Source organism: Sulfitobacter sp. SK011 (assembly GCF_003352065.1).
Lineage (GTDB): Bacteria > Pseudomonadota > Alphaproteobacteria > Rhodobacterales > Rhodobacteraceae > Sulfitobacter.
This window is the reverse complement of record NZ_CP025803.1, coordinates 2836408-2848790: the sequence shown is the minus strand read 5'-3', so window position 1 is coordinate 2848790 and position 12383 is coordinate 2836408. Positions and strand designations below refer to the sequence as shown.

The 12383-nt window shown below is 58.8% G+C and carries 13 protein-coding genes; 8 read left to right on the top strand and 5 right to left on the bottom strand.

The genetic code is table 11. The features are described from left to right. Positions 1-81 precede the first annotated feature (81 nt). The 4 genes from C1J02_RS14050 (at position 82) to glmM (ending at position 4124) form a co-directional block, all read left to right on the top strand. Positions 82-723 carry a cell wall hydrolase gene (locus C1J02_RS14050; protein ID WP_114879136.1) on the top strand — a complete coding sequence of 214 codons (642 nt, stop codon included), beginning with the start codon at positions 82-84 and terminating at the stop codon, positions 721-723. A gap of 109 nt (positions 724-832) precedes the next feature. Then, positions 833-1759, top strand: a complete 927-nt coding sequence (locus tag C1J02_RS14045) for a dihydroneopterin aldolase (protein ID WP_114879135.1) — start codon at positions 833-835, stop codon at positions 1757-1759. Further along, positions 1756-2781, top strand: a complete 1026-nt coding sequence (gene folP, locus C1J02_RS14040; protein WP_114879134.1) for a dihydropteroate synthase — start codon at positions 1756-1758, stop codon at positions 2779-2781. Before C1J02_RS14045 ends, folP begins: the two co-directional genes overlap by 4 nt. Continuing rightward, positions 2778-4124 (top strand): phosphoglucosamine mutase, encoded by a 1347-nt coding sequence (gene glmM / locus C1J02_RS14035; RefSeq protein WP_114879133.1) that lies wholly within the window; start codon positions 2778-2780, stop codon positions 4122-4124. Before folP ends, glmM begins: the two co-directional genes overlap by 4 nt. A 115-nt stretch (positions 4125-4239) precedes the next feature. On the opposite strand, the gene C1J02_RS14030 is transcribed toward glmM, so the two are convergent. Beyond that, positions 4240-5169: a DMT family transporter gene (locus C1J02_RS14030; protein WP_254693103.1), complete on the bottom strand. Its 930-nt coding sequence runs from the start codon at positions 5167-5169 to the stop codon at positions 4240-4242. A gap of 104 nt (positions 5170-5273) precedes the next feature. Then, positions 5274-6296 carry a ketol-acid reductoisomerase gene (gene ilvC / locus C1J02_RS14025; protein ID WP_114879132.1) on the bottom strand — a complete coding sequence of 341 codons (1023 nt, stop codon included), beginning with the start codon at positions 6294-6296 and terminating at the stop codon, positions 5274-5276. 138 nt (positions 6297-6434) lie between these two features. Here ilvC and C1J02_RS14020 point away from each other — a divergent pair, with 138 nt between their 5' ends. Further along, entirely contained in the window at positions 6435-6890 is a 456-nt protein-coding gene (locus tag C1J02_RS14020; RefSeq protein WP_114879131.1) for an Lrp/AsnC family transcriptional regulator, read from the top strand. After that, positions 6887-7342, top strand: coding sequence for an Lrp/AsnC family transcriptional regulator (locus C1J02_RS14015; RefSeq protein ID WP_114879130.1), 456 nt, complete (start codon positions 6887-6889; stop codon positions 7340-7342). Before C1J02_RS14020 ends, C1J02_RS14015 begins: the two co-directional genes overlap by 4 nt. A 9-nt stretch (positions 7343-7351) precedes the next feature. Here the strand turns inward: C1J02_RS14015 and C1J02_RS14010 are convergent, their stop codons facing one another. Beyond that, positions 7352-8440: a Hint domain-containing protein gene (locus C1J02_RS14010; protein WP_114879129.1), complete on the bottom strand. Its 1089-nt coding sequence runs from the start codon at positions 8438-8440 to the stop codon at positions 7352-7354. Between the two features lie 182 nt (positions 8441-8622). Here C1J02_RS14010 and C1J02_RS14005 point away from each other — a divergent pair, with 182 nt between their 5' ends. Continuing rightward, on the top strand, positions 8623-9750 hold the full coding sequence (locus C1J02_RS14005) for an aminotransferase class V-fold PLP-dependent enzyme (RefSeq protein WP_114879128.1): 1128 nt from the start codon (positions 8623-8625) through the stop codon (positions 9748-9750). Positions 9751-9778: 28 nt separating this feature from the next. Here the strand turns inward: C1J02_RS14005 and C1J02_RS14000 are convergent, their stop codons facing one another. Together C1J02_RS14000 and C1J02_RS13995 are read right to left on the bottom strand one after the other, a co-directional pair. Continuing rightward, positions 9779-10975 (bottom strand): UbiH/UbiF family hydroxylase, encoded by a 1197-nt coding sequence (locus C1J02_RS14000; protein WP_205389920.1) that lies wholly within the window; start codon positions 10973-10975, stop codon positions 9779-9781. Between the two features lie 9 nt (positions 10976-10984). Beyond that, positions 10985-11632, bottom strand: coding sequence for a pyrimidine 5'-nucleotidase (locus C1J02_RS13995; protein ID WP_114879127.1), 648 nt, complete (start codon positions 11630-11632; stop codon positions 10985-10987). Positions 11633-11730: 98 nt separating this feature from the next. Between C1J02_RS13995 and C1J02_RS13990 the strand changes: the two genes are divergently transcribed. After that, entirely contained in the window at positions 11731-12381 is a 651-nt protein-coding gene (locus tag C1J02_RS13990) for a GntR family transcriptional regulator (protein WP_114879126.1), read from the top strand. The last annotated feature ends 2 nt before the right edge of the window (positions 12382-12383 follow it).

Genomic DNA, 12383 nt, shown 5'->3' with positions numbered 1-12383 from the left:
GTAACATAATGACCCCGGGGTTTACGTAAAGCGCCATCTTGGTTAGTCGGCCCGAAGTATTTCCAACGATTGAGGCGCTCCATGCGTTTGCTTAGGGTCACATATTTCTTGCTGCTGATTGCAGTTGTTTCGGCAGCACCAGTTGGTGCGATTGCCAATCCGGACACCGCCGAAGGGCTGGCTCGGACAGAAACACAGGGCCTGAAGTATACTGGCAGCAAACGGCTCAAGGCGATGATCACCCCTCCGACAGTTGCGCCCGGATCGGTGCAATACTCGCGCAGCTGGATCGACGCACAACCCAAGGCCAAAGGCAGTGCTGAATGGCGTTGTCTGTCAGAGGCGCTTTATTTCGAGGCGCGCGGTGAGACGGTCAAAGGTCAGTTTGCCGTTGCCGAAGTGATCATGAACCGGGTCAAAAGTGCCCGTTTTCCCGGATCGCTTTGTGGTGTGATACATCAGGGCACGGGCAAGAAGTACGGCTGTCAGTTCACCTATACCTGTGACGGCAACAAAGAAGTCATAGCTGAGCCAATGGCATTCACACGGGTGGGCAAGGTGGCCCGTCTGATCCTTGATGGGAATGCGCCGAAATTGACGGACGGGGCGACGCATTATCACACCACGGCCGTGCGCCCAAGCTGGGCGCGGGTCTATACCAAGACCGCGCGCATCGGGCAGCACCTGTTTTACCGCCACACATGGCGGTCCGCGTCTAACTGACACGCGGCCCTGTCGCCGCTTTCGCGGTCTGGCCTGACGCTCCCCGACCTGTTAATTACTCTCTATCGGCTAGGTTGGTCGTGAATTCAGTACTGCGAAAGCCAATTCCATGTCGAACGAAGTCCGCCTTGCCTTTGGGCACCCCTCAGAGCGCGCAGAAGCCATGGCAGGTGACGACCCGCTGGACCGGATTTCACTGCGCGATCATATCGTCGAGGTTGAAATTGGCGCGTTTCAGGCAGAGCGCGGTGTCACCCAGCGCATATGCTTTAATGTCGTGGTGGAAGTTCAGCCGCTGACAGGACCAATCGACGATGATGTGGACCGCATCCTGTCATATGACCGCGTGACCGAGGCGATCGCATTTGAGCTGGCAGATGAACGGTTGAACCTGCTTGAGACATTGGCGGAACGGGTGGCCGAACGTATCTTGCTGGAACCGCAAGCGATGCGGGTGTTTGTGCGCATTGAAAAGCTCGACCGTGGCCCCGGTGCATTGGGTGTCGAGATCGTGCGCGCGCGTGACGGCGCACCGCCGCCAGACCTCAGCCAGGGCGATGTACCGCATCCCGAACTGGTGTATCTCAGCAATGCGGCCATTGCGTCGCCGCACCTTGGGGGCTGGATTGATCAGCTGGAGGCGCTGGGCCGTCCGTTGATCATATGTGTCGGGGCCTCCTCTGACGCGCCAGCGCCGCAGGTACCGCACCGCATGGCGCAGCGGCGTATTGATCTGCTCGCGATTGAACAAAACGCCTGGGTGCTGGCGGCAAAGGATGACCGGTGTGTGGTGGTTGAAACCCGGACAGAACTGGACTGGGCGATGAAGAACGGCCAGACCTGCGTCTGGGCACCCTCTAAAATGGTGTTGGACGCGGTGGATACGCCATCAGCCCAACCGCGCGATGCTGTTGCATTGGCGGCGTGGTTCGCGGCGACATTTGATGCGCAGGAAATGTTGGTTGTGGGTGCGGAATTGCCAGATGGTGCATCGGTCCCCTTGCGGGCGGCATCGGCAGACCAGGACCGATTGTGAGCGCACGGGAAAGGTATTTCAGACCGCTTGTGCAGGTCGGACCGGCCCGGCCCGACGCGGCCCTGCAGATTGCTGGCGGCTGGGGATGGTTCACCCATGTCGAGGTTCTTGGCCGGGGAGAGACGGCGCAGGTTTTGCCTGCAGATGTCCTGCCGGCAGATGTCATGACGAGGCTGACAAGCGCGCGTGCGGACATTGCGGGTCTTGGCATGGACCGGCCGCGGGTGATGGGCATTCTGAATGCCACACCAGACAGTTTTTCAGACGGTGGCGTCAACGCGGCGGCGGCTGATGCGGTGGCCACTGGCACCGCGATGCTGAATGCGGGCGTGGACCTGCTGGATGTGGGCGGCGAATCCACCAGGCCGGGTGCCGCCACACTTGCAGTTGAGGCGGAAATTCAGCGCGTTGTTCCGGTAATCCAAGGCCTGCGTGCGGCGGGTGTTGCCCATGCAATCTCAATCGATACCCGCAAGGCGGCGGTGGCGCAGGCGGCTGTCGCGGCAGGGGCCAATCTGGTCAATGATGTCTCTGGATTTACCTATGATCCGGGGTTGGCACCTTATTGTGCCGGGCAAAACCTGCCTGTCTGTGTCATGCATGCGCTGGGTGATCCCGCGACAATGCAACAAGACCCCCGGTATGACGACGTGCTGCTTGATGTTTATGATTTTCTCGAACGCCAGATCCAGTTGTTGGAGGCCGCAGGCATTCCGCGCGCCCGGATCATCGCGGACCCCGGCATTGGTTTTGGCAAAACCCGGCAGCACAATCTGACCTTGCTGGCCCGGCTCAGCCTCTTTCACGGATTGGGTGTGCCGATCTTGCTTGGGGCATCGCGCAAGCGGTTCATAGGCACCATCGGCAATGCACCTGAGGCGACAGATCGCGCACCGGGATCAATTGGTGTGGCATTGGCGGCGCTGACGCATGGTATTCAGATGCTACGTGTGCATGATGTGCCTGAAACGATACAGGCCGTCGCGTTGTGGCGCGCTGCCATGCTAGGACTTGAGACATGACAAAATTGTTCGGAACCGATGGTGTGCGCGGCACAGCCAACATCCATCCTATGACCGCAGAAATGGCCTTGCGCATCGGTGCGGCTGTGGGGCGGTATTTCAGGCGCGACAACACCGGCGTGCACCGGGTGGTGATTGGCAAGGATACCCGGTTGTCGGGATATATGTTCGAAAATGCGCTGACCGCCGGGCTGACGAGCACCGGCATGAACGTGTTGTTGCTGGGCCCGGTGCCCACACCGGCGGTTGGCTTGCTGACACGCTCCATGCGCGCGGACCTTGGGGTCATGATTTCAGCCAGCCACAACCCGGCGCAGGATAATGGGATCAAGTTTTTCGGACCTGATGGGTACAAATTATCCGATCAGGCCGAGGCTGACATTGAGGCCCTGGTGGCGAACGGGGTGGAGCCCACCCCGGCCGTTGAGATTGGCCGTGCCAAACGGATTGATGATGGCCGATATCGTTATATCGAACGGGTGAAATCATCGTTCCCGCGCCAGATGCGGCTGGATGGCCTGAAAGTCGTGGTCGATTGCGCCAATGGAGCAGCCTATAAGGTTGCCCCCGACACGCTGTGGGAGCTGGGCGCAGAGGTCATCCCCGTCGGCGTCAGCCCAACGGGCCACAACATCAACGAAGGGTGCGGATCAACCCATCCGCAATCTGCGGCGGAAACGGTTGTGGCACATGGCGCGCATGTGGGCATTTGTCTGGATGGGGACGCGGACCGGGTCATATTGCTGGATGAAAACGGCAAAGTCGGCGATGGCGATCAGTTCATGGCGCTGATGGCAGCACGCTGGGCGTCGGAAGACAGGCTCAAGGGCCGCGCACTGGTGGCCACAGTGATGAGCAATCTGGGGCTTGATTATTTCCTGCAGGGTCAGGGATTGCGGTTGGAGCGTACCAGTGTCGGGGACCGCCATGTGGTGGAACGGATGCGGCAAGGCGGTTTCAACCTTGGTGGGGAACAATCCGGTCATATTGTCATGACCGATTACTCCACCACCGGCGACGGATTGATGGCCGGGTTGCAGTTTCTGGCCGAAATGGTGCGGTCGGGCGAGCCGTCTTCGGTGTTGCTGAACCAGTTTGAGCCGGTGCCGCAGCTTTTGAAAAACGTGGCTTTCGGGGCGGATCAGGCCCCCTTGGACAATCCGCACGTGCAGTCCGCCATCGCCCAGGCCGAAGCCGATCTGTCGGGCAAGGGCCGGTTGTTGATCCGGGCATCAGGCACGGAGCCTTTGATACGGGTGATGGCCGAACATGAAGATGCCAAACTGATGGAGGGGGCGGTGGACAGTGTCGTTGCGGCCGTTGAACAGGCGGTCTCGGGCTGATCCGAATGCGCGCACCCTTGGGATGCGCACGACATATTTGATTTGGCGTTTCTGTTGTTGGTTCTTGCGTGCTCTCAGGCGTCGCGCATCGGTATTTTTGAAAGGGTGAACTGGGTCAGCCGCGCCCGGAAAACAGACGTTTCAGCGCGCCATATTGGCTCAGACCCAAGCCAGCGAGGATCAATGCCATCGCATAAATCAGCGAAGGGGGCAGCGGTTCGGACAAGATCAGCGCGCCCAGCACCACGGACCAGACGGGCACCTGATAGTTGACCAATGACATGAACACCGGACCCGCGCTGCGCACAACCAGCACCCTTAGAAAATTGGCAGCGGCTGTTGGGACAAGGCCGAGGAACGCCAGTACCAGCAGAATCTTGGGCGAGGGAGCCGGTGGCGGCCCTTCAACGATCAGGGCCATGGGGATTGCGAGGCTGCCGCCGATGATCAACAGAACCGTGGCAAGCCCGATGGCGTCAACCTGCGGTAACCGGCGCATCAGGATTGAACTGAGCGCGTAACAACCTGCCGCCCCGATACAGGCCATCCGACCGGGAAATTCCAGAGCCGTGCCGGTGCTTTCAAATGCCTGACCACCGATCAGGATCACGACACCGCAAAAGCCCACAAGAAACCCAAGTGCTTTGCGCAGAGTGATGCGTTCGCCGGGGACCATGAAATGCGCCAATGGCAGCACGATGAGGGCAACCGAGGCCATTGAGACACCGGCAAATCCCGAAGTGACATATTGCTGACCCCAGGCCAGCAGCGAAAATGGGATTGCGGAGGAGGCCATGCCGATGAAAAGCATGGCCACGATATGGCCTGTCGACGGCGTGGTCTTGAAAAGCGGGAACCCCCGCAGCGCCCAGATCAACCCCATCACCACAGCGGCAAAACCGATGCGTGAGGCGGCAAGCCAGAACGGTGTGATGCCGGTCAGGGCGACTTCGGTCACCAAAAATGTGCCGCCCCAGATGAAGGCCAAAAGGGCGACCATGAACCAGCTTGTTCTGGTGATCTGCGGGGCGTCGGTTTCGGTCATGTCATCCCGCTTTTTGTCTGGATATGTGCCTGCACATAAATGACCCCGGCTTGCGGGCCAGGGTCAATCGTATTTTGTTCGTTAGAGGTCGAACTGTGGTTGCCTTAGTTCTTGGCCTTGTCGACCATCTTGCCTGCGGAGATCCACGGCATCATCTCGCGCAGCTTGGCACCAACCTGTTCGATCTGGTGTTCGTCGTTGATACGGCGGGTTGCCTTGAACGACGGTTGACCAACAGCATTTTCCAACATGAAGTTGCGCACGAACTTTCCGTTCTGGATGTCGGTCAGAACCGCCTTCATCTTTGCCTTTGTCTCATCATACGGCAGGATGCGCGGGCCAGAGACGTATTCGCCGTATTCGGCCGTGTTGGAGATCGAATAGTTCATGTTGGCGATGCCGCCTTCATAGATCAGGTCGACGATCAGTTTCACTTCGTGCAGGCATTCGAAATAAGCCATCTCAGGCGCATAGCCTGCTTCGACCAATGTCTCAAATCCCATGCGGATCAGTTCAACCAGGCCACCGCACAGCACGGCCTGTTCACCAAAGAGATCGGTTTCGCATTCTTCACGGAAGTTTGTCTCAATGATCCCGGAACGACCACCGCCGATGGCAGAGCAATAGGACAGACCGATTTCCAGCGCTTTGCCAGAGGCGTCTTTGTCGACGGCGACAAGGCACGGCACGCCGCCGCCTTTGGTGTATTCGCCGCGCACGGTGTGTCCGGGGCCTTTGGGGGCCATCATGATCACATCAACGCCGGCTTTGGGTTCGATCAGGCCAAAATGAACGTTCAGGCCGTGGGCGAACGCGATCGCTGCACCTTCGCGGATATTGTCATGCACGTATTTTTTGTACGTTTCGGCCTGCAATTCGTCGGGCATGGTGAACATGATCACATCGGCCCAGGCGGCAGCTTCGGCAATTTCCATTACCTTAAGGCCTTCGCCTTCGGCTTTTGCCTTGGACCCAGACCCGTCGCGCAGCGCAACAACAAGGTTCTTGGCACCGCTGTCGCGCAGGTTCAGCGCGTGGGCGTGGCCCTGAGAGCCATAGCCGAGGATGGCGACTTTTTTGTCTTTGATCAGATTAACGTCACAGTCACGGTCATAGTAAACGCGCATAATAGGCGGTCCTTTTGGTTGGTTTCGTCTCTGAGGGCGAACATAGCCATGCGGGCGCGATTGGCCATTGCTGTTTTATGAGTTTATTTGGCTAGATGAAGATGATAATGCGCCATATGTCTATTAAACGGAAAAATCATGCTTGATGATGCGGATCGTCGCTTGTTGCGCTATTGGCAGGCAGAACCAAGCCTCAGTCCGGGTGAATTGGCTGACCGCTGCGGCATGACGCCGGGCAAGGCGGCACGGCGGATTGCCAGGCTGCAAGAGGATGGCATTTTGCGCGGCGTGGGCGCGGTGGTTGACTGGGTGGCGCTGGGCTATGCGGTTGAGGTCAGCTTGCGGATCACGCTGGATAAGACTCAAGGCAACGCATTTGATGCCTTCATGGCTGAGGCGCGCAAAGTGCCTGAAGTGATTGAATTACAGACCTTTTTGGGCCGTGTGGACGTGCGGCTTTCCATCATTGCGCGCGATATGGCGCACTATCAGCAGATTTATCGCGGTCGGATCCTGACCCTGCCGCATATCGCGGACATCGAGGCGCTGATGCAGGTGGCGCGGATCAAATCGGATCAGGGGCTGCCGCTGTGACACATATTGACGAGATTGATCGCGGGTTGATCCGCGCACTGGTAAAGGACGCAAGCCAAAGTGCGAGTGCGCTGGGGCGGCGGTTCGGGCTGTCGCAGCCTGCCACATGGCGCAGAATCAGACGGTTGGAAGAGGCGGGTGTGATCGCCGGACGGCGTCTGCACCTCAATGCGGAAAGTTTGGGGTTTGGCGTGACGGTGTTTTTGGGTGTGAAACTGGCAACCAAGGGCCGGGTCAGTTTGGATGATTTCGAACGTGCCGTTGTGGCCATCCCTGAGGTGCAAACCGTGGAACATGTGCTGGGGCTTTATGATTACCGCTTGCGGGTCGTGGCGCGTGATCTGCCAGATTTTGAGCGGGTGCTGCGGCGGCGGATCATGACCTTACCGGGGGCAGGGGAGGTTGAGGCGAATGTCCTATTGAGCGAAGAGCGATTGCCGGGGCCGCTTTAGGTCGCGACCTTAAGCGATTTGGCGCAGGGCAAGTGCTTCGTATTGGCGTAAAGCGGGGCGGGTCAACGGAAGCGCACTTTTGGACTCAGTCAGTTCGGGAAAGAGGGCGACGATTTCATCGCGCTCGTCCGGTGCGACAACATCAAGTGTCTGGGAGCCGGGATAAAGACTTTCCGTGGGGCAGCCTTCTGCGAAGACGATCTGATGATCGTCAAACAGAAAATGATAATAGCTGACGCTGGCACAGGGCATGATCCTGCAGCTATCGCCATCAACAAGGTGCTTGGCTGCAACCAGGACCTCGGCTTGCCCAAAAAACAATTCGGCGCGCGCCCCGTTGATCAGCATTCTATGGTTCTGGGACACCACAAGCGGCCTGATGTTGCCAAGTGCTCCTGCTGCGATGTGGACAGGTGCCGTGGTGCCATATCCTGACATGGTCTGAGAGCCGATCCAGCGTATCTTTTGTGGGCCGTTGTCCAGCGTGTTGACCAGGTCGCCCAATTTGAGCGTTTCGATATAACGGGGGCCATCAGGGGTTTCGATCAGGGTGCCCTTGGCAAAACAAATCACTGCCAAGGTGTTGAGATCGCTTGAGAATGATCCGTCCCCCTGTTCCCCTGGGCTGATAATGCCGTCGGCGTTAAGGTCGATATCCTCGGTCGTCGTGATGCGCAGCGGGCCGTTGGTTGACGCAAGCGTGGCCAGAATATTGACACCTGCAACAACCGCGAGATCGTTCAGAACGGGCGCACCCGGATCGGTCGAGGTCAGCCCGCTTGCGTCAAATTCCAGATACCGGTCACCCATTGAATTGCGGTCGATGTCGATGTCGGCGGTACCGGAATAGTTGAATTTGGGGATGTCATAATAGTAGTCGGTTGCGTTGTCATAGACGATCACACCGGTGACCACTGAATTGTCGGTCAGGGTGCCGTTGGCAGTCACATTGGTCACGGTAAACACGATGATATCGTCCGCTTCAAACACAGCAGTGCCGCCGTGGATGAAAAGGTTGCCACCATTGCTCGCGTTGGTGTTCGACTGTGGATTGCCTATAATGCTGAAACCATTCAGCAAAAGCGTTGTGTCTGCCATCTCAATAAGTCGACGGATCTGCGCCCGTCTGTCCTGCCCTAAACGGATCTGTGCCCGTAACTACGTCAATATTGTGGCAAATTGTGGCGGGAATAAGGCGCGCGGGAGGGTGCGCGGTTTCTTGACCCTTTCGGGGCAGTCACAAAGGCGCTAATTGTGGGCGGTCCAACAAGGAGAATACCATGGCTGCGATACTCAGTTCTATCGATCCCGAGGGGCTTGATGAATTTTCGGTGGTGTTCACCGACCGATCCCTCAACCATATGTCTGCGGCATTTCAGCAGGTCATGCGCGATATTTCTGAGCTGTTGCGCGAGGTCTATCATGCCGATGCGGTGGCACTGGTCCCCGGTGGGGGGACCTACGGGATGGAAGCAGTGGCGCGCCAATTTGCCCGTGACAAGGACGTGTTGGTTGTGCGCAACGGTTGGTTTTCATATCGATGGAGCCAGATCATCGAAAGCGGTGGCCTGACCGCCAGCGCGACCGTGCTAAAAGCGCGGCCTCAGGGCAATGCAGCGGTTGCACCGTTTGCGCCAGCACCGATTGATGATGTGGTGGCCGCCATTCAAGACCAAAAACCGCAGGTGGTTTTTGCCCCGCATGTGGAAACCAGTGCGGGCATGATCTTGCCGGATGACTACATCGCGGCGATGTCCGCCGCTGCCCACAAGGTTGGGGCGCTGATGGTGCTTGACTGCATCGCGTCGGGCTGTGCGTGGGTTGATATGAAGGCGCTCGGTGTTGATGTGCTGATCTCGGCCCCCCAAAAGGGATGGAGCGCGTCTCCCTCTGCAGGTCTGGTGATGATGTCGGCCCGTGCCGAGGCACGGCTGGCAGAAACCCAATCGGACAGCTTTGCAATTGATCTGGCCAAGTGGCGCAGCATCATGAAAGCCTATGAAGATGGGGGCCACGCCTATCATGCGACCCTGCCCACAGACGCGCTGCGGGGGTTTCGCGATACGATGCTGGAAACCAAAGAATACGGGTTTGAACGGCTGAAAGAGGCGCAATGGCGCTTGGGTGATGCTGTGCGGCATATGCTGGCAGATCGGGGTGTCGTTTCGGTTGCCGCGCCGGGTTTTGGCGCGCCGGGCGTGGTGGTCAGCTATACCGATGACCCGGACGTGAAATCAGGCAAGGCCTTTGCCGCCAAGGGCATGCAGATTGCTGCCGGGGTACCGCTGCAAGTTGGGGAGCCTGAGGGGTTCAGCACGTTCCGGCTGGGTCTGTTCGGGTTGGACAAGCTCTATGATATTGATGGCACCCTGGCGCGTCTGGCGGGTGTGTTGGACGAGGTTCTTTAGCGCAAATCGCGCCCACGTGGGCCTGCCGCTAGCGCATGCCAAGCCCCATCTGCATCAACATCTTGCGCACAGGGGCCATCGCATAAAGCGCGTTCAGCCCTGCGGCGCGGGCGTCACGCGCCAGCGGGCTGCTGGCCTGCGAGGCGCGGTTGAGCAGGTCAATGCCGCGCACCCGCAGTTGAATGTCGGCGAACCGGGCCTTGTGATAGGCGTCAAGTATCGTGGCATCGCCCAATGTGTCGCGGCTGTTTTGTGCCAATTCCAACAGGGTCGCGAGGTCATTGAGCGACATGTTCAGACCTTGCGCCCCAATTGGTGGCACCACGTGCGCTGCTTCGGCAATCAGCGCGATGCGTTCCCCAGACAGACGCTTTGCATGCTGGCTGATGATCGGCCAGACAGCGCGCGGACTGGCAAGTGTCAGTGGCCCAAAAAGGTGGCAGGACCTTTGCGACATGTCCGCCTCAAACGTCGCCACATCACTTGTAGCGCGGGCGATGGTTGCGGGCCCGTCATCCATCCAAACCACGGCGGATGAGGGCATCCCGTCACGGTCCGGCAGGGGAACCAGTGTGAACGGCCCGCCGCTGCGGTGGATTTCAGTGGACACATTGTCATGTGGAATGGGGTGGGTGACGGCAAAGGCCAGTGCCTTTTGACCATACCGCCGTGTGCTGACCTCAATACCAGCCGCCTGACGCATCGGGCTGTCGCGACCATCGGCGGCAATGACCAGTTTTGCAGTGATCTTGCTGGCGTCGGTCAGGCCCACGCGGGCAGATGCGGTGCGGGTGAACAGGGTCGTGGTGCCGGTGCCGGGGCGGAAATCGACATTCGGCAACTCTGCCAAGCGCGCCAGTAATTCGCGGCGAAGCAGCCAGTTGGGAAAGTTCCAGCCAAACGGCTGATCCGATATCTCGGACGCATCGAATTCCCGGGTCACCTTTGGTTCTGGCTCAGGTCCACCTGCATCAACAATCCGCATGATCTGCAAGGGTGCGGCATGCGGTGCAAGATGCGCCCAGATGCCCGCCGCCTCAAGCACAGTGCGGGCCGGTTGCAGCATCGCGGTAGAACGCATGTCGGCCCCGGCTGCATCACCGCGGGTTACCGGCGGGGTCGGATCAACGCAGATCACATCAAATCCAGCTGTGCCAAAGGCCGCCGCAGCGGTGAGCCCGGCAATACCGCCCCCGGAAATCAGTATGTCACAGTCGAAATCCATCATTTTCACCTAGTTCAGCAGTCGATGAAGAAAACCACCCAAATCGTCGGTGTGAAAGTGCACATGCGCGCCCAAATCCCGCTCTGGGGCCACATGTACGGTGCGCATTCCCATTGCATGTGGCGCAGCCAGATTGCGGGCATCATCCTCAAACATGGCAGAGGTCGCCGGGTTGAGCCCATCAATCGTGAAAACCGTGTCAAAGGCGGCACGTTCAGGTTTGGGCAGAAATCCGGCATGTTCCACGCCGTAAACCGCATCAAAAAGCCCTGAGAGCCCGCGTGCGGCCAGCACCCGTTCGGCATAGGGCGCACAGCCATTCGTGTACACGATCCGTCTGCCGGGTAGCGCGCGAATGGTCTGCGCCAATGCAGGATCCGGCGTCAGGCGGTCCATTGATATGTCATGCACGTGTTCAAGATAGCCGGCAGGATCAACACCATGTTCGCGCATCAGCCCGGCCAATGTGGTGCCGTGAACTTCCCAATAATGCAGGCGCAAACGATTGGCCTCGGCCTTGTCGACGTTGAGAACATCCATGATCCATGCCGTCATGCGCACATCAATCAGATCAAAAAGCCGCGCGGAGGGCGGGTAAAGCGTGTTGTCCAGATCAAAAACCCATGTCTGAACGTGAGAGAAAGCATCACGAGGCATGGTGCTGTGGTAGGGTGTTCAGGGGGGCCACGCAAGACTGCAGGCTTGCGCAAATGGACGCGGGCGGTAGGGTGGCGCATCTTTGAGGAAGAATTCCAATGCTTGCGCCCAAAACCGGATCAACAGATGCCTATTCAATGATTTTGGATGCCATTGATGTTGGCATCTATCGTCCCGGTGACCGGCTGGTCGAGAATGAACTGGCAGAGCGGTTTGGCGTGTCACGCACCCCGGTGCGCGAGGCATTGCAACGGCTTGAAACACAGTCGCTGCTGGCGCGCGACGGGCGCAGCCTGATTGTTGCCTCACTTGATCACAATCAAACCGCGGAACTTTATGTTGTGCGCGGGGAGCTTGAAGGTCTGGCTGCACGGCTTGCCGCACGTCATGCCACCGTCGAAGAGATCGGTGTGCTGCGTGACATGGTTGAACAAGACAACGCACTTACCGGTGATCCGGGCGCACTGGCGCGGGCGAACCGGCGGTTTCACAAGCAGATCCACCTCGCCTCGCACAACCGCTATTTGGTGCAGCAATTGGATTTGGTCCACCGTTCAATGGCTCTGATGGCAACATCATCGCTGGCGGTCGAAGGGCGCGGAGCGATTGCGCAGGCCGAACATGATCACATCGTAAAAATGATTGAGGCGCGCGATGAGGATGGCGCGGATGATGCGTTGCGCACGCATATTTCGGTGGCCTTCGTGACCCGGCTGAAACAAGAGGCGGCGCGGCGCGAGGACGAATAGCC